This is a genomic window from Streptomyces abyssalis, from assembly GCF_001751365.1.
GTDB classification, from domain to species: Bacteria; Actinomycetota; Actinomycetes; order Streptomycetales; family Streptomycetaceae; genus Streptomyces; species Streptomyces abyssalis.
The window spans coordinates 1,272,867-1,297,169 of sequence record NZ_LJGT01000041.1; the positions used below are offsets into that span (position 1 = coordinate 1,272,867).

The 24,303-nt window shown below is 71.3% G+C and carries 17 protein-coding genes and 1 pseudogene; 15 read left to right on the forward strand and 3 right to left on the reverse strand.

Annotated elements, in window-relative coordinates:
- Nucleotides 1-21: 21 nt before the first annotated feature.
- A complete protein-coding gene (locus AN215_RS26360) occupies nucleotides 22-1,455 on the forward strand; it encodes a gamma-aminobutyraldehyde dehydrogenase (RefSeq protein ID WP_070010687.1) in 1,434 nt (477 codons plus the stop codon).
- Nucleotides 1,456-1,659: 204 nt separating this feature from the next.
- Nucleotides 1,660-2,007, forward strand: a complete 348-nt coding sequence (locus AN215_RS26365) for a zinc-ribbon domain-containing protein (RefSeq protein WP_070010686.1) — start codon at nucleotides 1,660-1,662, stop codon at nucleotides 2,005-2,007.
- A gap of 36 nt (nucleotides 2,008-2,043) precedes the next feature.
- Here AN215_RS26365 and AN215_RS26370 read toward each other — a convergent pair whose 3' ends face one another.
- Nucleotides 2,044-3,072, reverse strand: coding sequence for an adenosine deaminase (locus tag AN215_RS26370; RefSeq protein ID WP_070010685.1), 1,029 nt, complete (start codon nucleotides 3,070-3,072; stop codon nucleotides 2,044-2,046).
- Between the two features lie 124 nt (nucleotides 3,073-3,196).
- On the opposite strand from AN215_RS26370, the gene AN215_RS26375 reads away from it, so the two are divergent.
- The 8 genes from AN215_RS26375 (at nucleotide 3,197) to AN215_RS26410 (ending at nucleotide 12,485) form a co-directional block, all read left to right on the forward strand.
- Nucleotides 3,197-3,979, forward strand: a complete 783-nt coding sequence (locus AN215_RS26375) for a DUF4190 domain-containing protein (RefSeq protein WP_171904287.1) — start codon at nucleotides 3,197-3,199, stop codon at nucleotides 3,977-3,979.
- A gap of 127 nt (nucleotides 3,980-4,106) precedes the next feature.
- The gene (locus tag AN215_RS26380) at nucleotides 4,107-5,621 is read left to right on the forward strand and encodes a gamma-aminobutyraldehyde dehydrogenase (protein WP_070010684.1); all 1,515 of its coding nucleotides are present in this window, start codon (nucleotides 4,107-4,109) and stop codon (nucleotides 5,619-5,621) included.
- Between the two features lie 69 nt (nucleotides 5,622-5,690).
- Nucleotides 5,691-6,944: an ABC transporter substrate-binding protein gene (locus tag AN215_RS26385; protein ID WP_070010683.1), complete on the forward strand. Its 1,254-nt coding sequence runs from the start codon at nucleotides 5,691-5,693 to the stop codon at nucleotides 6,942-6,944.
- Nucleotides 6,945-6,956: 12 nt separating this feature from the next.
- On the forward strand, nucleotides 6,957-8,099 hold the full coding sequence (locus tag AN215_RS26390; protein ID WP_070010682.1) for an ABC transporter ATP-binding protein: 1,143 nt from the start codon (nucleotides 6,957-6,959) through the stop codon (nucleotides 8,097-8,099).
- Nucleotides 8,096-9,076, forward strand: coding sequence for an ABC transporter permease (locus tag AN215_RS26395; protein ID WP_079123427.1), 981 nt, complete (start codon nucleotides 8,096-8,098; stop codon nucleotides 9,074-9,076). Before AN215_RS26390 ends, AN215_RS26395 begins: the two co-directional genes overlap by 4 nt.
- Nucleotides 9,076-9,945: an ABC transporter permease subunit gene (locus tag AN215_RS26400; protein WP_079123428.1), complete on the forward strand. Its 870-nt coding sequence runs from the start codon at nucleotides 9,076-9,078 to the stop codon at nucleotides 9,943-9,945. Before AN215_RS26395 ends, AN215_RS26400 begins: the two co-directional genes overlap by 1 nt.
- 80 nt (nucleotides 9,946-10,025) lie before the next feature.
- Nucleotides 10,026-11,411, forward strand: coding sequence for an NAD(P)/FAD-dependent oxidoreductase (locus AN215_RS26405; RefSeq protein WP_070011312.1), 1,386 nt, complete (start codon nucleotides 10,026-10,028; stop codon nucleotides 11,409-11,411).
- A gap of 348 nt (nucleotides 11,412-11,759) precedes the next feature.
- Nucleotides 11,760-12,485, forward strand: coding sequence for a C39 family peptidase (locus AN215_RS26410; protein ID WP_070010680.1), 726 nt, complete (start codon nucleotides 11,760-11,762; stop codon nucleotides 12,483-12,485).
- Nucleotides 12,486-12,640: 155 nt separating this feature from the next.
- Here AN215_RS26410 and AN215_RS26415 read toward each other — a convergent pair whose 3' ends face one another.
- Nucleotides 12,641-13,237: a phosphatase PAP2 family protein gene (locus AN215_RS26415; protein WP_107374469.1), complete on the reverse strand. Its 597-nt coding sequence runs from the start codon at nucleotides 13,235-13,237 to the stop codon at nucleotides 12,641-12,643.
- Nucleotides 13,238-13,561: 324 nt separating this feature from the next.
- The gene (gene gabT, locus AN215_RS26420; protein ID WP_070011310.1) at nucleotides 13,562-14,911 is read right to left on the reverse strand and encodes a 4-aminobutyrate--2-oxoglutarate transaminase; all 1,350 of its coding nucleotides are present in this window, start codon (nucleotides 14,909-14,911) and stop codon (nucleotides 13,562-13,564) included.
- 306 nt (nucleotides 14,912-15,217) lie between these two features.
- On the opposite strand from gabT, the gene AN215_RS26425 reads away from it, so the two are divergent.
- The 5 genes and pseudogenes from AN215_RS26425 (at nucleotide 15,218) to AN215_RS26445 (ending at nucleotide 24,153) form a co-directional block, all read left to right on the forward strand.
- The gene (locus AN215_RS26425; protein WP_070010679.1) at nucleotides 15,218-17,482 is read left to right on the forward strand and encodes a type IV secretory system conjugative DNA transfer family protein; all 2,265 of its coding nucleotides are present in this window, start codon (nucleotides 15,218-15,220) and stop codon (nucleotides 17,480-17,482) included.
- A gap of 61 nt (nucleotides 17,483-17,543) precedes the next feature.
- Complete coding sequence (locus AN215_RS26430) at nucleotides 17,544-19,349, forward strand: PucR family transcriptional regulator (protein WP_070031260.1); 1,806 nt, start codon at nucleotides 17,544-17,546, stop codon at nucleotides 19,347-19,349.
- 241 nt (nucleotides 19,350-19,590) lie between these two features.
- Nucleotides 19,591-21,045: an aldehyde dehydrogenase family protein gene (locus tag AN215_RS26435; protein ID WP_070010678.1), complete on the forward strand. Its 1,455-nt coding sequence runs from the start codon at nucleotides 19,591-19,593 to the stop codon at nucleotides 21,043-21,045.
- A gap of 215 nt (nucleotides 21,046-21,260) precedes the next feature.
- Nucleotides 21,261-22,026, forward strand: a pseudogene (locus tag AN215_RS30920) (metallophosphoesterase).
- 213 nt (nucleotides 22,027-22,239) lie between these two features.
- Entirely contained in the window at nucleotides 22,240-24,153 is a 1,914-nt protein-coding gene (locus AN215_RS26445; RefSeq protein ID WP_070010677.1) for an acyl-CoA dehydrogenase family protein, read from the forward strand.
- The last annotated feature ends 150 nt before the right edge of the window (nucleotides 24,154-24,303 follow it).

Genomic DNA, 24,303 nt, shown 5'->3' on the forward strand with positions numbered 1-24,303 from the left:
ACGGAGCAGGAGGGGTGCGAAGTGACCACCGAGCTGCGTCGGCTGCGCAACTACATCGACGGGGAGTTCCGGGACGCCGCCGACGGCCGGACCACTGACGTGGTGAACCCGGCCACGGGCGACGTGTACGCCACCGCGCCGCTTTCCGCAGCCGCCGACGTCGACGCCGCGATGGCCGCCGCCGAGAAGGCCTTCCCGGCCTGGCGCGACGCCACCCCGGCCGAGCGGCAGAAGGCGATCCTGAAGATCGCGGACGCGCTGGAGGCACGGGCGGACGAATTCCTGGCCGTCGAGTGCGAGAACTGCGGCAAGCCACTGGAGCTGACGCGGCAGGAAGAACTGCCCATGATGCTCGACCAGATCCGCTTCTTCGCCGGCGCCGCCCGGATGCTGGAGGGCAAGTCCGCCGGCGAGTACATGGAAGGTCTCACGTCGTACGTACGACGTGAGCCGGTCGGCGTCTGCGCGCAGGTCGCACCGTGGAACTACCCGGCGATGATGGCCGTGTGGAAGTTCGCCCCCGCGCTGGCGGCGGGCAACACGGTCGTCCTCAAGCCCTCCGACACGACCCCCGCCTCCGCCGTGTTCATGGCCGAGCTGATCGGCGAGATCCTGCCCAAGGGCGTCTTCAACGTCGTCTGCGGCGACCGCGACACCGGCCGTCTCATGGTCGAGCACAAGACCCCCGCCATGGCCTCGATCACCGGGTCGGTGCGCGCGGGCATCGAGGTCGCGGGCAGCGCGGCCAAGGACGTCAAGCGCGTGCACCTGGAGCTGGGCGGGAAGGCGCCGTGCGTCGTCTTCGACGACGCGGACGTCTCGGCCGCCGTGGAGGGCATCCGGGACGGCGGCTTCTTCAACGCCGGCCAGGACTGCACCGCCGCCACCCGCGTGCTCGTACAGGAGGGTGTCTACGAGCAGTTCGTCACCGCGCTCGCCAAGGCCGCGGGCGAGGTGAAGACCGGCGACCTCAGCGACCCGGACTGCTTCTACGGGCCGCTCAACAACCCCACGCACCTGGAGAAGGTGAGCGGCTTCATCGACCGGCTGCCGGCGCACGCGAAGGTCGAGTCGGGCGGTGAACGGGTCGGCGACAAGGGGTGGTTCTACGCGCCCACCGTCGTCTCGGGGCTGCGCCAGGGCGACGAGATCATCCAGAACGAGGTCTTCGGGCCGGTGATCACCGTCCAGAAGTTCACGGATGAGGACGAGGCCGTGGGCTGGGCGAACGACGTCGAGTACGCGCTCGCGTCGTCGGTGTGGACGACCAACCACGGCCGCGCCATGCGGATGTCGCGTGCGCTGGACTTCGGCTGCGTGTGGATCAACACCCACATCCCGCTGGTCGCGGAGATGCCGCACGGCGGATTCAAGAAGTCCGGTTACGGCAAGGACCTCTCGGCGTACGGCCTGGAGGACTACACACGCGTCAAGCACGTGATGACGGCGCTGTGAGCTGAGCCTCCGGGCTCCTGAGCCCTGCCGCCGGTCCCCGCGGGCCCCGAGTGCCGTGCACTCCGGGGCCCGCGGCGTGTACGGGGTGCGCTGTCACGTTCTGCCCTGTTGGGGCCGTCTCGTTACACGGCTCACTTGACGGGTGGTATGCGCCCGGTGGTTGTCTACGTGAGACATCTGTACGCACTCGGAAACGGAGCACCCGTGCTCATCTTCGGCGCCTCGACCAAGACGCATCAGCTGGCCATGCTGAATCTGCTGTGCAGCGTCTGCGGCAACCCGTCGGCTCACGCCCTGCGCAAGAAGGTGACGAAGTTCTCGTTGTTCTTCATCCCGCTGTTCCCGATCGCACCGCCGAAGCACCAGCTTCAGTGCACCTTCTGCGGCGCCGCGAGCGAGGTGACGAAGGAGAACGCGGAGCAGCTGCTCGCACAGGGCGGCGGCGCCTCGCAGCCGGGTGCGGGCCGGCCCCCGCAGCAGGGCAATCCGTTCGCCGGTCAGCAGGGGCCGCAGGGCGGCGGGCAGCCGCCGCAGAACCCGTACCAGTCCTGAAGACGGGCGCCCGCCCGGCTGCAAGCGGCCGCTGCCTCAGGACTGCCGGCCCCAGTCGGTGAGGTACGCGTCGATCTCGCCGCTCAGCCCTCTCTTGCCGGCCTCGTCCATGAAGGAGGCCCGCACCGCGTTCCTGGCGAGTTCGGCGATGCCCGCGGCGTCGAGGCTGAGCAGGCGGGCCGCGATCGCGTACTCGGTGTTCAGGTCCGTGCTGAACATGGGCGGGTCGTCGCTGTTGACCGTGACGAGGACGCCGGCCTCGACCATCTCCCGCACCGGATGCTCGTCGAGGTCCGCGACGGCGCGGGTGGCGATGTTGGACGTGGGGCAGACCTCCAGCGGAATCTGCTGCTCCGCGAGGTGTTCGAGCAACCGGGGGTCCTGTGTGGCGCTGGTCCCGTGCCCGATGCGCTCGGCGCGCAGCGAGGTCAGGGCGTCCCAGATCGTCCCGGGCCCCGTCGTCTCGCCCGCGTGCGGCACGCTGCGCAGCCCGGCGGCGATCGCCCTGTCGAAGTACGGCTTGAACTGCGGGCGCGGGACGCCGATTTCGGGACCGCCGAGGCCGAAGGAGATGAGGCCGTCACAGCCCAGCCCGGTCGCGATGCGCGTGGTCTCCTCGGCGGCCGGCAGGCCCGCCTCGCCCGGGATGTCGAAGGTCCAGCGCAGTACGACGCCCAGCTCCTTCTCCGCCGCGGTCCGTGCGTCCTCGATGGCCTCCAGAAAGGCCTCGGCGGGTATACCGCGGCTGGTGGAGCTGAACGGCGTGACGGTCAGCTCCGCGTAACGCACCTGCTGCCGCGCGAGGTCGCGGGCGATCTCGTAGGTGAGAAGCCGCACGTCCTCGGCGTCCCGCAGCAGGTCGACGACCGACAGATAGACCTCGATGAAGTGCGCGAAGTCCGTGAAGGTGAAGAACTCCCGCAAGGCCTCGGGATCGTGCGGAACGCTGGAGTCGGGGTGCCTGGCCGCCAGTTCGGCGACGATCCGGGGTGAGGCCGAGCCGACGTGGTGGACGTGCAGCTCGGCCTTGGGCAGCCCGGCGATGAATGCGTTGAGGTCGGACAACGGAGGCCTCCAGCGGGGGAAAGGTATCCGGATCATCGTATGCGGGGCGTTCCGCCGGACGAATAGCATGGCCGCCGTACGAGGCCCCCCGGAGGGACCAGGACGAGCACCCCCTGGAGGGGACATGGCAGACGACACCGGACAGCCGCGGCCGTCCGGCGACGAGCACGATCCGTGGGCGCCTCCGAGGGACGGGGTCGCACCGGGCAGGGGGAGCATGGACCAGAACGAAGAGGCCCGTAAGCACAATCCGGTGCACGAGCAGCCGACGATCACCTCGGGCAGCAGCGCCGCGGTGCCCCCTCCGGTTCCGCCCGCGCCCGGGGCACCTCCGGGGGGCGCCGGCGGTGCACCGGGCTCCGGTTACGGATCTTCGCCGTACGCGGCGCCGTCGCCGTACGGGCAGGGCGGGCCGCAGTACGGACAGGGCGGCGCCGCCTACGGCTATCCGGCCCGGGCGCCGCAGCCCTACGGATACGGAGCGGGCCCCGGTCACGCCCCGGGCCCCGGCGGCTTCGGCTGGCACGGCGCCCCGCTCTCCAACGGGCGGTCGGTCGCCTCGATGGTGGTCGGCATCATCGGCCTCGCCGCCGCGATCACCTGCTGGGGGAGCTTCATCGGCATCTTCCTCGCACCGGTCGCGCTGGGTCTCGGCCTGTCCGCGAAGCGGGCCGCCGACCGGGGTGAGATGGGCGGCCGGGGCCAGGCCGTGGCGGGTTTCGTGATGGGGATCATCGGCACGGTCCTGTCCGTGCTGTTCGTCGTCTTCATCGTCGTGATGCTGGCCCACGGCGAGGAGTTCGGGAACTACGACACCGATCCCGGCTCTGGAGACGGCTCCTCCCTCGACGCACGCAAGCGCGCGGCGGTGCTGGTACTGCCCGGCGCTGCGGATCGTGGGCTGTAATCGGCTGCATGCTGCAGATTCCGTAGCGCAATCAAACAGTAACGACGGAATCCCTTGTTGAATCGGGATCGTCCTGTCAGGATCGGCGTTCAAACCAGCTGACGTCCCGCCCTGGCAGGAGAGCCCGATGGTCCAGCGCTTCGACGTGTCCTCACGGTTCGCAGCGGGCGCGCAGTTCACCGCAGGCCGGCTCGGATCCGGAACCTCCGGACGCACGCACACCGTCCTCGACCCGGCCACGGGCGAGAGCGTGCTCGGGTACGAACTGGCCGGCCCCGCCGACGTCGGCGCGGCCGTGGAGGCGGCCGGGCGGGCGCTGCCGGAGTGGGCGGGGGCGACGCCGGGCGAACGGTCCGACGCGATGCACCGCTGGGCGGCCGTGCTGCGTGAGCGCACCGGGGACTTCGTGTACGCCGAGTCGCTCCAGTGCGGCAAGCCGCTGAAGCTCTCCGAGGAGTTCGACGTACCGGGCTCCTTCGACAACGTCTCGTTCTTCGCGGGAGCCGCACGCCAGTTGCCGGGCGTCGCCGCAGCCGAGTACAGCGGTGACCACACCTCGTACGTGCGCCGCGAACCGCTCGGCGTCATCGGCTCGGTCGCGCCGTGGAACTATCCGCTGCAGATGGCCGCGTGGAAGATCCTCCCTGCCGTCGCGGCGGGCAACACGATCGTCCTCAAGCCCTCCGAACTCACTCCGCTGACCTCTCTGATGTTCGCCGAGGCGGCCTGCGAGGCCGGCATCCCGGACGGAGTGGTCAACATCGTCTCCGGCGCCGGCGCGGACGCCGGCGAGGCGCTGGTCGGGCATCCGTCCATCGCGATGACCTCCTTCACCGGGTCGACGGCCGTGGGCAGGCGCGTGGCCGAGATCGCGACCGGCACCGTCAAGCGGCTCCATCTGGAGCTGGGCGGCAAGGCGCCGTTCGTCGTCTTCGACGACGCAGACCTGACGGCGGCCGTGCACGGAGCGGTCGCCGGCGCGCTGATCAATTCCGGCCAGGACTGCACCGCCGCGACCAGGGCGTACGTACAGCGGCCGCTGTACGAGGAGTTCGTGAGCGGCGTCGCGGAGCTGATGCGTGAGGTACGGGTGGGCGACCCCTTCGCACCCGGCACCGACCTGGGCCCGCTCGTCTCGCACGCGCACCGCGACCGCGTCGCCGGATTCGTGGAGCGGGCACGCTCCTACGCCACCGTCGTCACCGGAGGCGAGGCACCCGGCGGTGAACTCGCCAAGGGCGCCTACTATCTGCCCACGCTCGTCACGGACGCGCCCCAGGACAGCGAGATCGTCCAGCAGGAGGTCTTCGGACCGGTGCTGACGGTGCTGCCCTTCGACGCGGACGACCAGGGCATCGCACTGGCCAACGACACCCCGTACGGGCTGGCCGCCTCCGCCTGGAGCCGGGACGTCTTCCGTACGGGCAGCGCGGCACGCGAGATCCGGGCGGGCTGCGTCTGGATCAACGACCACATCCCGATCATCAGCGAGATGCCGCACGGGGGCTACAAGGCCTCCGGTTACGGCAAGGACATGTCCGCCTACTCCTTCGAGGAGTACACACAGCTCAAGCACGTCATGCAGGACACCACCGCGCAGGCGCGCAAGGACTGGCACCGCACCGTCTTCGGCGACCGCTGACGTAGCCGGAGGCGGCCCCGCCCCCACCCGCACTTCCTTCCCCGTCCCCTCAACCGGAAGGCAGCCCCGATGGACCTGGACCCGCAGCTGTACGAAGGCATGCCGGAGCCCGTGCGCAAGGCCTGGGAACGGAGCCTGACCAGCGGACGCGCGGCCATGAGCCGCCGCCGGCTGCTGCGCCTCGGCTCCCTGGCCACGGGCGGCGCGGCACTCGCCGCGTGCGGCATACCGCCCGCGGCGGGAAGCCGCGGCGGCAACGAGCCCGAGGACACCCCGGACCACTCCAAGAAGGAGCGCGTCCTCAACTTCGCCAACTGGCCCCTCTACATCGACGTCGACGACAAGAACAAGAAGAAGCGCCCCACCCTCGACCGCTTCATGCGCGAGAGCGGCATCAAGGTGAAGTACGTCGAGGACATCAACGACAACAACGAGTTCTACGGCAAGATCAAGCCCCAGCTCGCTGCCGGCCAGGACACCGGCCGCGACCTGGTCTGCCTCACGGACTGGATGGCCGGGCGTCTGATCCGCCAGGGCTGGGCGCAGCGTCTGGACCCCGCTCGTATGCCCAACGCGGTGGCCAACCTGGAGGACCGCTTCCGTACGGCCGCGCAGGATCCGGGGCGCCAGTACAGCTATCCGTGGGCGGGGATCGCCTGCGTCGTCGCTTACAACAAGAAGGCCACCGGCGGGAAGAAGGTCACCAGCGTCAGCCAGCTGCTGGAGGACGAGTCGCTCAAGGGCAAGGTGTCCATGCTCACCGAGATGACGGACACCGTCGGGATGACGATGCTGGACCTCGGCATCGATCCGGAGAAGTTCGACGGCGACGACTTCGACAGGGCCGTCGCCCGGATACAGAAGGCCGTGGACGGCAAGCAGTTGCGACGCTTCAGCGGCAACGACTACATCGACGAGCTGAGTTCGGGCGACATCGCCGCTTGTCTGGCCTGGGCGGGCGACGTCGTGCAGCTGAAGCTCGACAACCCGGACATCGAGTTCGCCATCCCGGAAAGCGGCTACCGCTTCGCCACCGACGACCTGCTCGTACCCGCCAAGGCACGGCACCGGGCGAACGCCGAGGAGTTGATCAACTACTACTACGACCCCAAGGTGGCCGCAGAACTGACCGCCTGGGTCAACTACATCTGCCCGGTCTCCGGGGCCAAGGCCGAGATGGAGAAGATCGACAAGGACCTCGCAGAGGACCCGCTGATCTTCCCCGATGCCAGGACCGCAGGGCGCGGAAAGGCCTTCCGGCCGATGTCCGACAAGGAACAGGCCCGCTACGAGAACAAGTTCGCCAAGCTCATCGGCGCCTAGGGGGCATCGGCCATGACGATCACGCTCACCGGAATCAGCAAGGTCTTCGGCGACTTCACCGCCGTGCATCCCCTGGACCTGACCATCCCTGAAGGCTCCTTCTTCGCGCTGCTGGGCGCATCCGGCTGCGGCAAGACCACGACCCTGCGCATGATCGCCGGGCTCGAGGAGCCGACGGGCGGCAGCATCCGGCTCGGTGACGAGGACATCACCGGGCTGCCGCCGCACAAGCGCCCCGTGAACACCGTCTTCCAGAACTACGCACTCTTCCCGCACCTCGACGTGTCGGAGAACGTCGCGTTCGGGCTGCGCCGGCGCGGCATCACGTCCGTGCGCAAGCAGGTCGAGGAGATGCTGGAACTCGTCGAGCTTGGCCAGCTGGCCAAGCGCAAGCCGCGGCAGCTCTCCGGCGGGCAGCAGCAACGCGTCGCGCTCGCCCGCGCGTTGATCAACCGCCCGCAGGTGCTGCTGCTGGACGAGCCGCTCGGCGCGCTCGACCTCAAGCTGCGCCGGCAGATGCAGCTGGAGCTCAAGCGCATCCAGACGGAGGTCGGCATCACCTTCGTCCACGTCACGCACGACCAGGAGGAGGCCATGACGATGGCCGACACCGTGGCCGTCATGAACGCGGGACGGGTCGAGCAGCTCGGCGCCCCCGACGAGCTGTACGAGCGGCCGCGCTCCACCTTCGTCGCGAACTTCCTCGGTACCTCCAACCTCATCGAGGCGGAGATCACCGAGACCGAGGGGGAGTACCTGCTGCTCAAGGCCGTCGGCACCGACACCGCGCTGCGGCTGCCCGCGGAGCGGTGCGCGGTGGAGGACCCGCAGGCGGGCGGCAAGGTGCTCGTCGGCGTACGCCCCGAGAAGATCACGCTCGCGCATGCCGAGGACGCTGACACCGGCAGCGGGAAAGGCAGCGCGGACAACCGCCTGAGCGGCCGCATACGTGACGCCGGATATCTCGGCGTCTCCATGCAGTACGTCGTCGACACCCCCGTCTGCCCTGAGTTCAGCGTCTACGAACAGAACGTGGAGCGTGACGCCCGCCTGGCGCCGGGCGCAGAGGTCGTCATGCGCTGGCGGCCCGCGCACACCTTCGCGCTGGACGCCGCCCAGGACGCCGACGCCGGCACGCTGGAGGACTCGCTGTGAGCGCCCCGGCAGTTCCCGCCTCCGCGGGCGCCCCGCCGCCTTCCGGGCCCGAGCCGCACGGCTCCGGTTCCTCCGGGCCGTCAGACGGAGCCGTGGCGGGTGCCGCCGCGCGCCCGCGACGCCGCCTCACGCCGTACTGGCTGCTGCTTCCGGCCGGGCTCTGGCTCGCCGTCTTCTTCGTCGCGCCGTTCTTCTACCAGGCCTCGACGTCCGTGCAGAGCGGGTCGCTGGAGGAAGGCTTCCGCGTCACCTGGGACTTCACCAACTACACAGACGCGCTTGCGACGTACGCCCCGCACTTCCTGCGCTCGTTCCTGTACGCCGCCTCGGCGACCGTGCTCTGCCTTCTCATCGGCTACCCCCTGGCGTACATGATCGCCTTCCGCGCGGGGCGCTGGCGGGGACTGCTGCTGGTGATGGTGATCGCACCCTTCTTCACCAGCTTCCTCATCCGCACGCTCGCCTGGAAGACGATCCTCTCGGACGCCGGCCCGGTCGTGGGCGTACTGAAGTCGGTGCACATCCTGGACGTCACGAGCCAGCTGGGCCTCACCGGGGACGAAAGACTCCTGGCGACCCCGCTCGCGGTGGTGTGCGGACTGACGTACAACTTCCTGCCGTTCATGATCCTTCCGCTGTACAGCTCCCTGGAGCGGATCGACCTCTCGCTGCACGAGGCGGCACGGGATCTGTACGCGAAGCCGGCGACCGTCTTCCGGAAGGTGACCTTCCCGCTCTCCCTCCCCGGTGTGGTCGCGGGCACGCTGCTCACCTTCATCCCCGCCTCGGGCGACTACATCAACGCCCAGCTGCTCGGTTCGCCGAACACACAGATGGTCGGCAACGCCATCCAGAAGCAGTTCCTCAACGTCCTCGACTACCCGGCCGCCGCCGCCATGTCGTTCATCCTCATGGCGATCATCCTGATCGTGGTCAGTGTCTACATGCGCAAGGCCGGAACGGAGGAACTCGTGTGATGAGCGCCCCAACCGTCTCCCCGTCAGCTTCCGCGCAGACCTCCCCGGCTCCGGCCAGGAAGCCGGGCTCCGCGCCGCTGCGCTGGCTGCGTCGCAACGCCGTCGTCCTCGCGGGTGCGGCTTCGCTGGTCTATCTGCTGCTGCCCAACGCCGTCGTCATGCTCTTCTCCTTCAACAAGCCGGCGGGCCGCTTCAACTACGAATGGCGCACGTTCTCCACCGACGCCTGGACCGACCCGTGCGGCGTCGCCGACATGTGCGGATCGCTCGCACTGAGCCTGCAGATCGGCCTGCTGGCGACGGTGTTCGCCACCGCCTTCGGCACGTTCGCGGCGTTCGCCCTCGCCCGCTACCGATTCCGCGGCAAGGGCACAGGCAACGCGCTGATCTTCCTGCCGATGGCGATGCCCGAGGTCGTCATGGGTGCCTCGCTCGGCACGCTCTTCCTCAACACCCGGGTCGCCTTCGGCTTCGTCACCATCCTGATCGCGCACATCATGTTCTGCCTGAGCTTCGTGGTCGTCGCGGTGAAGGCACGCGTGATGAGCATGGATCCGCGGCTGGAGGAGGCGGCGCGCGATCTCTACGCAGGGCCGGTGCAGACGTTCCTGCGGGTCACGCTGCCGCTGGCCGCTCCGGGCATCGCGGCCGGCGCCATGCTCAGCTTCGCGCTCTCCTTCGACGACTTCATCATCACGCAGTTCAACGCCGGCCCCTCGACGGTCACTTTCCCGGTGTTCGTCTGGGGAGCGGCACAGCGCGGCGTCCCGGTGCAGGTGAACGTCATCGGAACGGCGATGTTCCTGATCGCGGTCGCGATCGTCCTCGGCGGCAGGATCGCCTCCGGTCGCCGGAGGAGGCAGGCGTGACGGCACGGCACGAGGGACCCGGGGCAGTATCCGGGGCCGGACCCGGCGCCGGGGAGCGGGAGTCCGAAGCCGTACGGTCGCTGTCCGGCGCTCGGCCCGTTCCGTTCTGGCTGGACGACCCCGCGCACCGCCCCGACGCGCTGCCCGCCCTCGCCGGCGAGACGAAGTGCGACCTGCTCGTCGTCGGCGGCGGTTACAGCGGCCTGTGGACGGCGCTCATCGCGAAGGAGCGCGACCCGTCCCGCGACGTGGTGCTCCTGGAGGGAAAGGAGACCGGCTGGGCCGCGTCCGGCCGTAACGGCGGATTCTGCGACTCCTCCCTCACCCACGGCTTCGGGAACGGGCTCGCCCGCTGGCCCGGTGAGATCGAGACGCTGGAACGCCTGGGCATGGCGAACCTCGACGCCATCGGCGAGGCCGTGCGACGCCACGCCATCGACTGCGACTTCGAACGCACCGGCGAGATCGAGGTGGCGACCGAGCCGCACCAGGTGGCGGAGCTCCGTGAGGCCGCGGAGCAGGCCCGGCGGCACGGCCTCGGCGACCGCGTGACCTTCCTGGACGGAGCCGCCGTACGCGAACAGGTCGACTCGCCCGCCTTCCTCGCCGGCCTCTGGTTCCGCCACAGCGTCGCCATGCTCAACCCGGCGAAGCTCGCATGGGGGCTCAAGCGCGCCTGCGAGGCGGCAGGCGTGCGCATCTATGAGTACACGCCTGCGCGCGGCCTGACCGCCGACGCCGACGCGGTGACCGTGGGCACTCCCTACGGCCGCGTCCGGGCCCGGCGGGCCGCCCTCGCGACGAACGCCTTTCCGTCGCTGCTCCGGCGCCTGCGCCCGTACATCGTCCCCGTCTACGACTACGCGCTGATGACCGAGCCGCTGAGCGAGCGTCAACGGGCCGCCGTGGGCTGGCAGGGGCGGCAAGGGCTGGCGGACAGCGCCAACCACTTCCACTACTTCCGGCTGACCGCCGACGACCGCATCCTGTGGGGCGGCTACGACGTTCTCTACCACTACGGCAGCAGGATCGACGCGGAGTACGACCAGCGGCCCGAGACCTTCCGCAAGCTGGCCGGCCATTTCTTCGACACCTTCCCGCAGTTGAGAGGGCTGAGCTTCAGCCACACCTGGGGCGGGGTGATCGACACGTGCTCACGTTTCTCGCCGTTCTTCGGCACGGCGCACGACGGACGGGTCGCCTACGCCGCCGGTTACACGGGCCTCGGCGTGGGCGCGACCCGCTTCGGCGCCGAGGTCATGCTCGACCTGCTCGGCGGCGAGTCCACGGAGCGTACGGAGCTGGAACTGGTGCGCAAGAAGCCGCTGCCGTTCCCGCCCGAGCCGGTGCGGTGGGCGGGCATCGCCCTGACCCAGTGGTCCCTCGCCCGCGCCGACGCGCGAGGCGGGCGCCGCAACCTGTGGCTCAAGGCGATGGACGCGACGGGCATGGGCTTCGACAGCTGACCGCGGCCGGGCGTAACGGGCAACTCGACGCAGCCTCGCATCGGTTGACGTCCCCGCGGCCGACCGGTCCGGACGTTCCCGCGCGCGGTCCCACCGTGTCCAGCGGCCGCTGCTCTGCCGCCTCCACGGCCGTTCAGGGGTGCGGGCGTGGCCTCGCCGCCGGCGCCGCGGGCCCAGGAGAGCGGCGGCCGCGGTCAGGGCGGGGCGCCGGAGTCCGGCTGTCGCGCCGAGCCGCCCGCGTGACGCGTCGTCACTGGTGGGGCCGCTGAAACATGTGTAGACCTCTGCCCCCGGGTACCGCCCTGATGGCATGCTCCCCTCAACCACCCCCCACTGAGGAGCAGCTGAATGAGCATCAGGTGCAGATCGAGAGCCAGAGCCGTGGCGGTGACGGTGGCTCTGACGGCCACGGGACTGCTGGCCGCACCCGGAGCGGCGATCGCCGGCGAGTCACACGGGGCCTCGGTGTCGCGGATCGCCGCCGGGCCTGGAGCGTCGGCACCCCCGGTCGAGGTCAGCCGTGACGGCGCCTCGGCGCACACGGAGGCGAGCGAGACCAAGGCCTCCAAGACGCTCGAAGTGGAGTACCAGGTTCAGGAGACCGGCTACTGGTGCGGCCCCGCGGCGACCCGTATCGCGCTCTCAGCGCGCATCGGACCGCCCAGCCAGACGGAGCTGGCGGCCCAGCTCGGTACCACCGAGAACGGCACCGACGACATCAGCCAGATCACCGGCGTGCTCAACGCCAATCTCGGCGGCAGCGACTACGAGTCGAAGTACATGCCCGACGATCCGCCGTCGCAGGAGCAGAAGGACCTGCTGTGGCAGGACATCGTCGGGGGCATCGACGGGAACCTCCCGCTCGTCACCAACATCGTCGCGCCGCCCGGCAACCAGCCTCCCGGCTACCCGCCGGACCAGACGATCTACCACTACTTCACCGTCATCGGCTACGACGACGCCAACAGGTCCGTGCTGATAGCCGACCCCGCCTCCTTCTCCGGCAACCAGATCTACTGGCTCACGTTCGACCAGCTCGCGACCCTCATCCCGCCGAAGGGCTACGCGGCCTGACGCGCTGACCGCGCCCCCTCACCCCGTACGCCGGACCGGGCCCTCCCGCCCCGGCCTGTCCCCCCCCGTGGCCGGGGTCCTCCGGTCCGGCGTACGGCTCCTCCGCGTACGGCTCCTCCGCGTACGGCCCCCGCCGAAGCCGGCGACGGCGAAGACTACGGCGGCGGGGCCGGGGACCGGCCCAGCCCCCGCAGGGTCACCGCTACCGCCCCCGTCAGCACCACCCAGCTCAGGCACCAGCTGGCCACCACGTCCAGCGGCCAGTGGTAGCCGCGCCACACCAGGCCCGCGCTGCACGCCAGGGTGAGCAGCGCGGCGGTGGCGGGCAGCGGCCAGTACGGGGGCCGCCGGGCCGTCAGTGAGAAGAGCAGCGCGGCACCGCCGAAAGCGACGGCCGCCGTGGCGGTGTGGCCCGACGGGTAGTAGTTGGTGCCGCCGGGCGGGCCGGGCCTTCCCAGCCACACCTTGACGAGCGTGACCGCCACACCGGTCAGCACCAGCGCGAGAGCCGCGCACACCGGCGGCAGCCAGCGGCGCGCGCCTTGCCCCTCGCGCCCGCCGCCCGTCACCACCGCGTACGTCATTGCCGCGGCGAGCACCGGCAGCGCGACGGCCAAGTTGCCCAGGTCCGCGAAGAGTTCGGCCACGGCGGCGGGCGGGGAGGTGCGCCGCAGCGTGTCGCCCAGCCGTACGTCCAGCCCGGCGAGGGGCCCGTCGACGGCGACCTGCCAGGTGATGAGGGCGAAGAGCACGCAGCACAGCGCGCAGAGGGTGAAATGAAGAACCGACCGCCCCGGAACAGGGGGGAGAGTTCCGGAGCGGCCGTATCGACCGGCATTCCGCGCGCCCCGGGGGGTGTGGAGCGAGCGGTCCCCCGATCGGTGAGGAGCGTGCGCCAGGGCACTACCCGGCCTGTCTTGGGGAGAGACGGGCTCGGGCCGGGAGTCCGGAGTGGAGTTCCGAAGTACCCGGATACCGAAACCGTACGGCAGGTCAGCGGGGCCGGACAGCCGGATTACGTACCGGCCATCGGCCTCGCACACATTCTTCACGCCGAACGGTTTCCGCACCGTGCCTCACAGACCCGCGAGGGCGCCTTCCAGCACGTCCAGGCCCTCCTCGAGCAGGTCCTCGCCGATCACCATGGGGGGCAGGAAACGCATCACGTTGCCGTACGTGCCCGTGGTCAGCACCAGCAGTCCGTTCTGGTGGCAGGCCTTCGCGAGCGCTGCGGTGACCTGCGGGTCCGGCTCCTTGCCGCCGGGCTTGACGAGCTCGATCGCCAGCATGGCGCCGCGGCCCCGCACGTCCCCGATGACGTCGTACTGCTCGGCCAGCTTCCGCAGCCGCGGCTTCATGACCTCCTCGATGCGCTTCGCCCTGGCGGGCAGGTCCAGCTCGCGCATCGTCTCGATGGAGCCGAGTGCGGCGGCGCAGGCCACCGGGTTCCCGCCGTAGGTGCCGCCGAGGCCGCCGACGTGCGGCGCGTCCATCATCTCGGCGCGGCCGGTGACCGCCGCCAGCGGCATCCCGCCGGCGATGCCCTTCGCGGTGGTGATCAGGTCCGGGACGATGCCTTCGTCCTCGCAGGCGAACCACTGGCCCGTACGGCAGAACCCGGACTGGATCTCGTCCGCGACGAAGACGATCCCGTTGTCCTTCGCGAACTGCGCGAGCCGCGGCAGGAAGCCCTTCGCGGGCTCGATGAAGCCGCCCTCGCCGAGCACCGGCTCGATCAGGATCGCCGCGACGTTCTCCGCGCCGACCTGCTTGCCGATCTGGTCGATGGCCTGGGCCGCGGCCTCCTCGGCGCAGTTCTCGGGGCCGGTCAGCCAGCGGAACGGGTAGGCGACGGGCACCCGGTAGACCTCGGGGGCGAACGGGCCGAAGCTGTGCTTGTACGGCATGTTCTTCGAGGTCAGCGCCATCGTGAGGTTCGTACGGCCGTGGTAGCCGTGGTCGAAGACGACGACGGCCTGACGCTTGGTGTACGCCCGAGCGATCTTGACGGCGTTCTCCACGGCCTCGGCGCCGGAGTTGAACAGCGCGCTCTTCTTGGCGTGGTCGCCGGGGGTGAGCCGGGCGAGCTCCTCGCAGACCTCCACGTACGGCTCGTACGGCGTCACCATCACACAGGTGTGGGTGTACCGGGCGAGCTGCGCGCTCGCTCGCCGCACCACCGCTTCGGCGCTGTTGCCGACGCCGGTCACGGCGATTCCGGAACCGAAGTCGATGAAGGAGTTGCCGTCGACGTCCTCGAGGACGCCGCCGCCCGCGCGCTCGGCGAAGACGGGCATCACGGTGCCGATGCCGTCGGCCACCGCGGCCTGCTTGCGGGCCATCAGCTCCTGGGACTTCGGCCCCGGGACGGAGGTGACGACCCGGCGCTCCTGGGGGAGGGCAGGGCCACCGGACATTTCCGTCATCGTGCTCATAGCGCTCTCTCTCAGGACGAAGGGGTCTGCACGTCCTTCGCAGGCTAGAGGCCTGGACGAGGGCGGCACATGCACCGGTGCGGAGAAGTACCCGTGTCGTGTTGGCCGTCACGGCTATAGGCACGGAGGTCCGGTAACCGGCCGTACGTGACGGTCACGGCGGCCTGCCGTGCGCCCTCGACGGGTCAACTCCCTCCTCCGGCGGCTAGATTGGGACGGGGGAGCTGGAGCGCAGCGTGCGGGAACCCCGGCCCGGAGGCCGGGGGAGTCGAGGCCGGGCAAGGGTAGAGGCAGTACATGGACATGGAGTCTCCGCACCGGGGGCAGCGTGCGGACAGCGCACAGGGTTCGCAGGGGGAGCAGTCCGGGGCCGCGCTGCCCCGGCAAGGGAGCGCGCACGACCGGGAGGCGCCGGGTCCGCCTCCCGTGGAGCAGGCGCCCCCCGGCTCGCCGGCACGGCCCCCCAAGCCGGCACACCCGCCGCGGCCGGGCTCCCGGCTCGCCGACTGGCTGCGAGCCCCGCGCCCCGAGGCCGAGCCGGGCATCTGGCGGTACGGCTACCGGCCGCTGCCACCCCGGGACCCGGACCGGGTCCCCACGCGTCAGCTGCTCGGCGGTGCGCTGGTCTCGTTCCTCATCGCCTGGCTGATCTGGTCGTTGCTCTACAACGGCTACCTGGGCCGCTACTGGCTGTGGCCGTTGGAGGTCTTGGCTCCAGGGGCGACCTGGAAGCAGGACGGGACTGCAATCGCTGACGTCGTGGCCCTTATCTATTACGCCCTCATCATCGCCGCCCTCGCCGTCGTCTTCGGACGGCTGGGCCACTGGCCGGAGCTGGCCCGCCGCGCATGGGCACGCCTCTCCGGCAGGAGCCCCCGACGCCCCGCGAAGGAACGGCACGACGCCGCGGACCCCGCGCCCGTCCCGGCACCGCCTGCGCAGTCCGATCCCGTCGAGTGGCCGGATCTGCGCGCGCACGGGGCCGGACGCGCCGCCGACATGCTCGCCTCCGAAGTGCGCGACGGCCGCATGAACGACGTCGACCACGCCCGCATCCGCCGGGCCTGGGAGTCCGTACGTACGCGGCCGGGCCGGCTCTCCGCCTTCGTCGAGACCGTCCTCGCGAACGGGGCGGGAGCCTGCGTGCATCCGTCGGGCCGCCGTGACCTCCCACAAGGCCGGTCCGCCCGGCATGACCTGAGCGTGGGTCAGGTCCGCATCGGTACCGCCGCGGACAGCGAGCGGAATCCGCTGGGCTACCGCGGCGCCGGCGTGGCCCTGGAGCCGTCGCTGCTGGGCACCTCGGCGCTCGCCGTCGGGCCGCCCGGCTCGGGGAAGACCACGCGCCTCGCGCGTCCCGTGGCCGAGTCCCTCTGTCTGCAGGCACTCGCCGGGCAGGCCGCCGTCGTGGCGGTGACGGCACACGGTGAACGGCTCGCGCCTGACGAGTCCTTCGACGTCGTGGTGCGGATCGGCCACCCCGGCTCCTCGCACGACCTGGACCTCTACGGCGGTACGGACGACCCCGACGAGGCCGCCGGCATGCTCGCGGAAGCGCTCGTCGGAGACCTGACCGAGGCGCTCCCCGGCGGCGACAGCCGCCGCGCCGCGACGGCGCTGGCACAGCTCATCGGCCCCTTCCGCGCGGTGCACGGCCGCTTCCCCGCCGTACCGGAGCTGCGTGAGCTGCTGGACGGCTCCGACTCGGCGTTCGACGGGCTGCGCACGGCTCTCGACGACGCCGGGCTGGCGGCTCAGCTTCGCGAACTGGAGGCGTACGGACGGCAGTCGGGCCGCGCCGGCGACGCCCCGGCGCTTCTCGCGGACCGCATCGCGCTGCTGGACAGGCCCGCGTTCTCCGGCTTCTTCGTGCCTGCGGGCGCGGACGGCCCGTCAGGCGACGGCAGCGCCGGAGCGCCGTCGCCCCGGCCGTTCTCGCTGCGCGCCTTGGAGAAGCCGCTCCGTGTCCGCATCGATCTGCCCGAGCGGGGCCATGCGGAGGCGTCGCGGATCCTCGCGCGGCTGGTGCTGGCCCAGTTCACCGAGTGCGCGGCCGCACGCGAGGACCAGTCGCTCTTCGCCGGCCTCGTCCTCGACGACGCGGCCCAGACCGTCACCCCGCAGGCACTGCGCGGCCTGCAGCGGGTCCGCTCCGCGCACGGCGGCGTCCTGCTCACGCTGCGGGCGCTGGACGACGTACCGGCGCAGCTGCGCGGCCCCCTGCTGGGCGCCGTCGGCTGCCGGATGGTGTGCGCGGGCGTGACCCCGTGGGACGCCGAGCACTTCGCGGAGGTCTGGGGCACCGAGTGGGTCGAGACCCGCGACGTGACCAACCGCCAGCTCGTCTCCGACGAACCGCTCACCAAGGTGGTGCACGCGGTGCGCAGGCTCGCCACGGGCAGGCACGTCACCGCCGAGTCCGTGACGGTGCGGACGGTCCAGCGCGAGCGCTGGTCCGCCTCCGACCTCGCCAACGATCTGCCGCCCGGACACGCTGTGTTGTCGCTGACCACGGTCCGTGGGAAGCGGACGCCGCCGATCCTGGCGGAGCTGGGCGAGTGAGCGGGGGAATGGTTCCGGGAATGACCGAAATGAGCCGGGCGCCTGTACGGTGAGGCTTGTTATGCCACCCACTCTCGCCTCGCTCGTACAGCACTCCTCACTCAGGCTGGCCGTGCTCACAGGGCAGGACAGGCTGGACACCGATGTGCGCTGGGCGCACGCGAGCGAGCTGGCGGACCCGACTCCGTATCTGGACGGCGGCGAACTGCTGCTCGTCACGGCCCTGAAGCTGGACGCCGAGGACCCGGAGGCCATGCGTGCCTACGTGGGCCGGCTGACCGACAAGGGCGTGGTCGGACTGGGCTTCGCCGCGGGGGTCAACTACGAGAAGGTGCCTGACGCCCTCGTCGAGGCGTGCCGCGAGGCCGGGCTGCCCCTGCTCGAAGTGCCGCGCCGTACGCCGTTCATCGCCATCAGCAAGGCGGTCTCCGCCGCCATAGCCGCCGAGCAGTACCGCACCGTCACTGCCGGTTTCGAGGCGCAGCGCGAGATGACCCGGGCGGCCCTGTCGCAGGAGGGCCCAGCGGCCCTGCTCACCAAACTCGCCTCGGAGGTGGCCGGTTGGGCGGCGTTGTACGACGCCTCCGGCGCCATGGTCGCCACCGCGCCGGCGTGGGCCGTGCGGCGGGCCGCCCGCTTCGTCGCGGACGCCGAGCGGCTGCGTGACCGTCCGGCACCGGCCAGTGCCGTGGTCAGCGGATCGGACGCAGGTGACGACCGCGTCGAGCTCCAGTCGGTCGGCAGCGGGCGGCGCGCGAAGGCCGTGCTCGCGGTCGGTACGGCAGCTCCGCTCGGCACGGCCGAGCGCTATGCCGTGCACTCGGCGATCGCGCTGCTGACTCTGACGATGGAGCGGTCGAGGGCGCTTCAGGAGGCCGAACAGCGCCTCGGCGCAGCGGTGATGAGAATGCTGCTCTCCGGCGAGGCCGACCACGCGCGTGCCGTCGCCGGACGCCTGTACGGCGGGCTGCTGGACGCTCCGATGCGCGTCCTGGTGGCCGAGCCGGCGACCGGTCCCTCGTCACGTGGGCGTGCGAACGGGCAGGCGGGGCAGGCCGTTCAGGCCGCCGCCCCGGTGAACGGACGCGGCCCGGCGGGCGGCGGCTCCGGCACGGCGTCCGGGGGAGGCGCGGCGGGCGGCAACCTGCCGGTCGTGACGGTCACGGAGGCCTCGGACGTGCCGGTGCCGGTCCCGGACGGCCTCGCCGAGGATCTGCCCGGGCCGCTCGAACAGCTCGCCGACCTCGTCGAGACAGCCGCCGCGCGCAACGGCGAGGCGGTCCTCGTCGTGCCGGACGGCAGCCGTCTCGTCGTGCTCGCCTCCGACGGCGGTGCCGCGGTCGCGGCGTGCGCGCAGTACGCGTCGGCCTGTGCCGAGGCGGTGGCGGCCGCCGGCCCCGGCGTCTCCGGCCAGGCGGGCGGCGCTCCGTCGTCATCCGTCCCCGAGGAGGCCCTCGTCATCGGGGTCTCGGCGCCGGCCGGGCTCGCGGCGGCCGCCGTCGCCTTCAAGCAGGCCGACCAGGCGCTGTCGGTCGCGCGCCGCCGCGGTGCTCCGCTCGTCGAGCACGAGGACGTGGCCGCGGGCTCGGTGCTGCCGCTCCTCGCAGACGACGCCGTACGGGCCTTCGCCGACGGTCTGCTGCGTTCGCTCCGCGATCACGACGCGCACGGCAGGGGCGATCTCGTCGCGTCGCTGCGTGCCTGGCTCTCGCGGCACGGCCAGTGGGACGCGGCCGCAGCCGACCTGGGCGTGCACCGGCACACGCTGCGTTACCGGATGCGCCGCGTCGAGGAGATCCTCGGGCGCTCCCTGGACGATCCGGACGTACGCATGGAGCTGTGGCTGGCCCTGAAGGCGACAGGCTGACGGGCACCGGCGCGGAACGGGGCAGCGTCACCGCCCGGGTCTCCATGCCAAACCGGTGTGTGCCGAGCGGTGACTGCTACGCGCCGGACAAGAAACCCGGGTCTTCGCAGGCCCTACCGTTGGCAGAAGAGCCGACGAGTGCGGCCCGGCACCAGTTGCGGCCGTCACGGCACTCGTCGTCTCTCGCGCGTCATCTCCCGTGCATTCATTCATCCCGCGAATTCCGAAGGGCGGCTCCGCAGTGACGACAGCGACTTCCCCGCACGCGTTCTGGCTCGCCGGCCGTGAGGCCACCGGCGACGCCACGCTCGATGTCACCTCGCCCTGGGACGGACGGCTCGTCGGAAGCATCAGCCTTCCCACCGCGGCCCAGGTCGAGGAGGCCGTGGCCGCCGCTGCCGCCGTCGCGGACGAGTTCTCCGCGACCCCCGCGCACGTACGCGCCGCAGCCCTCGACCACGTCACGAACCGCGTGCGCGAGCGCTCCGAGGAGATCGCCGCGCTGATCTCGGCGGAGAACGGCAAGCCCATGAAGTGGGCGCGCGGCGAGGTCGGCCGCTGCGTCTCCGTCTTCCGCTGGGCGGCCGACGAGGCCCGCCGCTTCAACGGCGGCGAGGCGCAGCGGCTGGACTCCGACGCCGGCGGCACGGGACGTCTGGCCTACACCCGGCGCTTCCCGTACGGACCGGTGCTCGGCATCGCGCCCTTCAACTTCCCGCTCAACCTGTGTGCCCACAAGGTCGCGCCGGCGCTCGCCGTCGGCACTCCGATCATCCTCAAGCCCGCACCGGCCACGCCCCTGTCGGGGCTGCTGATCGGTGAGCTGCTCGCGGAGACGGACCTTCCGGCGGGCTCGTGGTCCGTGCTTCCCGTGCCGAACGACCGGATGCCCGGGCTGGTCCAGGACGAGCGGCTGCCGATCATCTCCTTCACCGGTTCCGCGCCCGTCGGCTGGTCCATCCTCGACTCGGCCCCGCGCAAGCGCGTCACGCTGGAGCTCGGCGGCAACGGCGCCGCGGTCGTGCTGGGCGACTTCTCCTCCGAGGAGGACCTGGACTGGGCGGCCCAGCGAATCGCCACCTTCTCCAACTACCAGGGCGGCCAGTCCTGCATCTCCGTACAGCGCGTCATCGCCGACTCCTCCGTCTACGACCGGCTGGTGCCCAAGGTCGTCACCGCGATCGAGGCACTGCGCACCGGTGACCCGTCCGACCCGGCCACCGACGTCGGACCGCTGGTGAGCGAGGACGCCGCCAAGCGCGTCGAATCCTGGGTCGAGGAGGCCGTCTCGCGCGGAGCGAAGCTCCTCACGGGTGGCGAGCGCGAGGGCGCCACGTACGCGCCGACGGTGCTGGAGAACGTCCCCGCGGACACCCAGATCGGCTGCGAGGAGGTCTTCGGGCCGGTCATGTCGCTCACGAAGGTCGACAGCGAGGAGGAGGCCTTCGCGGTGGCCAACGACTCCAAGTACGGCCTCCAGGCAGGCCTGTTCACGCACGACATCCAGGCCGCGTTCCGTGCCCACCGTGCGCTGGAGATGGGCGGCGTCATCGTCGGCGACGTCCCGTCCTACCGCGCCGACCAGATGCCCTACGGCGGCGCGAAGCAGTCGGGCGTGGGCCGCGAGGGCGTCCGCTTCGCGATGGAGGACTACACCTACGAGCGCGTGATGGTGCTGACGGGCCTGGAGCTGTAGCGGGCTCCCGCGCGTCCGCAATCGCCGGGACATGAGGGCGGTCGCCGTGGCTCGCGACGCGTGCCGCGGCGACCGCCCGTGCTGCCGCTCCCGCCCGGATGCCGGCGAGGTCCCCGGCGAAGACGACCGTCCGACCGGTCCGTTCGTTCCGCGGGTGCACCATGCCGGCGCCCGTCAGGGGCAGTTGGCCCGGTCACCGGAGAGAGTGAGCAGAGTTGTTCGTCTTCGCACACCTCAGCGACGTGCACATCGGGCAGGACCGCGGTGACGGGGGCGTCCGCGCGCGGGAGCGCGCGGAGCGAGTGCTGCGCTACCTGGACGCGCTGCCCGGCGAGCTGGACGCGGTGATCCTCACCGGCGACGTCACCGACCACGGCACACCCCAGGAGTACGAGGAGGCCGCGAAGCTGCTCGGCGCCTCCCGGCACACGCCGCTGCACTGCCCCGGCAACCACGACGTACGCGGCCCCTACAGGCACGCGCTGCTCGGCGGCGACCCCTCCGACCACTCACCGGTCAACCAGCTCCACGTACTGCCCGGCGCCACCTTCGCGATGTGCGACAGCAGCATCCCGGGCCGGGGCGAGGGACGGCTGGACGACGCGACCCTCGCGTGGCTCGACGCCGCACTGGCCGGTGCGCCACGGGACAGGCCCTGCTTCGTCTGCTTTCACCATCCGCCGCTGCCGCTGCACGGCCAGTACGTCGACCCCATCCGGCAGTTCGGGGAGGACCGGCTCGCGGCCGTACTGGACGGGCACGCACGTGACGGCGCTGCTTTGCGGCCACAGCCACACACCTGCCGTCACGTCCTTCGCCGGCCTGCCGCTCGTCGCCGCCCCCGGAGTGGTCTCCACCCTGAAGATGCCGTGGGAGGGCGAGCAGGACGGGCCGATCGACTACGCCCTGCCGCCGATGCTCGCGTTCCACGTCCACGACGACGAGGGCCGCCTGACGACCCACTTCCGCGCGGTCCCCTGAGCCGGGGGCGGCCGCCGCCCCGAGTGCGCGGAGGAGCGCGCACGCCGGGCGATCCCGCCCGCGCCGCGAACCTCGTGCCCGGACCCTGGTACGCATCGGATGAATCGGGTACATACGAGCGAGTAGCACCGGCCGGTAGTGCGCGGCGTCACAGGGCGCCGCACGGCCCGACTGCTGATGGCCCTGTACCTACCACGCGGCGGGATGAGTGAGATGACTGTCTCCGAGCGCGAAGCCCGAGAAGTAGCCGAGGCCGCACGCGAACAGGACTGGCGCAAGCCCAGCTTCGCCAAGGAAATGTTCCTGGGCCGGTTCCGGCTGGATCTGATCCACCCCCACCCGGAACCTCCCGCCGAGGACGTACGGCGCGGCGAGGAGTTCCTCACCAAGCTGCGCGACTTCTGCGAGACGACGATCGACGGCTCCCGGATCGAGCGCGAGGACCGCATCCCCGACGAGGTCGTCACGGGGCTGAAGGACATCGGTGCGCTCGGCATGAAGGTCGGCCCCGAATACGGCGGCCTCGGCCTCACGCAGGTCTACTACAACAAGGCGCTGGCCATGATCAGCAGCGCCAGCCCAGCCGTCGGAGCGCTGCTCTCCGCCCACCAGTCGATCGGGGTGCCGCAGCCGCTGAAGATGTTCGGCACGCAGGAGCAGAAGGACACCTTCCTGCCGCGCTGCGCCCGTACGGACATCTCCGCCTTCCTGCTCACGGAGCCCGACGTCGGCTCGGACCCGGCGCGGCTGGCGACCACCGCGGTGCCCGACGGCGACGACTACGTCCTCGACGGCGTGAAGCTGTGGACCACCAACGGCGTCGTCGCCGACCTGCTCGTCGTCATGGCCCGCGTGCCGAAGTCCGACGGCCGCAAGGGCGGCATCACGGCCTTCGTCGTCGAGGGCGGCTCCGAGGGCATCACCGTCGAGAACCGCAACACCTTCATGGGCCTGCGCGGCCTGGAGAACGGCGTCACCCGTCTCCACCAGGTCCGCGTCCCGGCGGCCAACCGCATCGGCAGGGAGGGCGACGGGCTCAAGATCGCGCTCACCACCCTCAACACCGGACGGCTCTCGCTGCCCGCGACCTGCGTCGGCGCCGGCAAGTGGTGCCTCAAGGTGGCCCGTGAGTGGGGCGAGGCACGGGTGCAGTGGGGACGTCCGGTCGCCAAGCACGAGGCCGTCGGCAGCAAGATGTCCTTCATCGCGGCGACGACCTTCGCGCTGGAGGCCGTCCTCGACCTCTCCAGCCAGATGGCCGACGAAGAGCGCAACGACATCCGTATCGAGGCCGCGCTGGCCAAGCTGTACGGCAGTGAGATGGCGTGGCTCATGGCCGACGAGCTGGTCCAGATCCGCGGCGGACGGGGCTACGAGACCGCCGAGTCGCTCGCGGCGCGCGGCGAGCGCGGCGTCCCCGCGGAGCAGTTGCTGCGCGATCTGCGGATCAACCGCATCTTCGAGGGCTCGACGGAGATCATGCATCTCCTCATCGCCCGGGAGGCCGTCGACGCCCACCTGGCGGTGGCGGGCGACCTGATCGACCCGGACAAGACGCTCTCCGACAAGCGCCGCGCCGCCATGGCCGCCGGCGGTTTCTACGCCCGCTGGCTGCCCAAACTCGTCGCGGGCCCGGGCCAGTTGCCGGGGACCTACGCCGACTTCGGCGAACTGGCCGCGCATCTGCGCTACGTGGAGCGCACCTCGCGCAAGCTCGCCCGTTCCACGTTCTACGCCATGTCGCGGTGGCAGGGACGCATGGAGACCAAGCAGGGCTTCCTCGGGCGCATCGTGGACATCGGCGCGGAGCTGTTCGCGATGAGCGCGGCGTGCGTACGGGCGGAGAAGCTCCGGCGCGACGCCCTGAGCAGCGGGCCCGACGGCAGGGCGCCGTACCAGCTGGCCGACGTCTTCTGCAGGCAGGCGAAGGTGCGGGTGGAGGAGCTGTTCGACCGGCTCTGGCACAACACCGACGACCTGGACCGCAAGGTCGTCAGCGGCATCCTCGACGGTGCGTACACCTGGCTGGAGGAGGGCATCATCGACCCCTCGTCCGCGGGGCCGTGGATCTCGGACGCCGTCCCCGGCCCCTCGGCCAAGAAGAACGTGCACAGGCGGATCACCTGACGCCTTCGGCACCCTGGTCCGCCTTCCCCACCCGGCGCACCGCCGCTCCGGCGCGGGAGGGGGCGGGCGCCCGGCGGGCTCACACGCGCCGGGCGCCCGCGGCGGGTGCGCGCGCCTGACGGACGCCGGGGCGGAGGCGGTGGACGCGGC

What these genes read in the sequence shown, in the direction of transcription:
- AN215_RS26375 (WP_171904287.1), top strand. Translation starts at nt 3,197, where the DNA reads ATGGCAGACGACACCGGACAGCCGCGGCCGTCCGGCGACGAGCACGAT.
- AN215_RS26380 (WP_070010684.1), top strand. Translation starts at nt 4,107, where the DNA reads ATGGTCCAGCGCTTCGACGTGTCCTCACGGTTCGCAGCGGGCGCGCAG.
- AN215_RS26385 (WP_070010683.1), top strand. Translation starts at nt 5,691, where the DNA reads ATGGACCTGGACCCGCAGCTGTACGAAGGCATGCCGGAGCCCGTGCGC.
- AN215_RS26390 (WP_070010682.1), top strand. Translation starts at nt 6,957, where the DNA reads ATGACGATCACGCTCACCGGAATCAGCAAGGTCTTCGGCGACTTCACC.
- AN215_RS26400 (WP_079123428.1), top strand. Translation starts at nt 9,076, where the DNA reads ATGAGCGCCCCAACCGTCTCCCCGTCAGCTTCCGCGCAGACCTCCCCG.
- AN215_RS26410 (WP_070010680.1), top strand. Translation starts at nt 11,760, where the DNA reads ATGAGCATCAGGTGCAGATCGAGAGCCAGAGCCGTGGCGGTGACGGTG.
- gabT (WP_070011310.1), bottom strand. Translation starts at nt 14,911, where the DNA reads ATGACGGAAATGTCCGGTGGCCCTGCCCTCCCCCAGGAGCGCCGGGTC.
- AN215_RS26425 (WP_070010679.1), top strand. Translation starts at nt 15,218, where the DNA reads ATGGACATGGAGTCTCCGCACCGGGGGCAGCGTGCGGACAGCGCACAG.
- AN215_RS26430 (WP_070031260.1), top strand. Translation starts at nt 17,544, where the DNA reads ATGCCACCCACTCTCGCCTCGCTCGTACAGCACTCCTCACTCAGGCTG.
- AN215_RS26445 (WP_070010677.1), top strand. Translation starts at nt 22,240, where the DNA reads ATGACTGTCTCCGAGCGCGAAGCCCGAGAAGTAGCCGAGGCCGCACGC.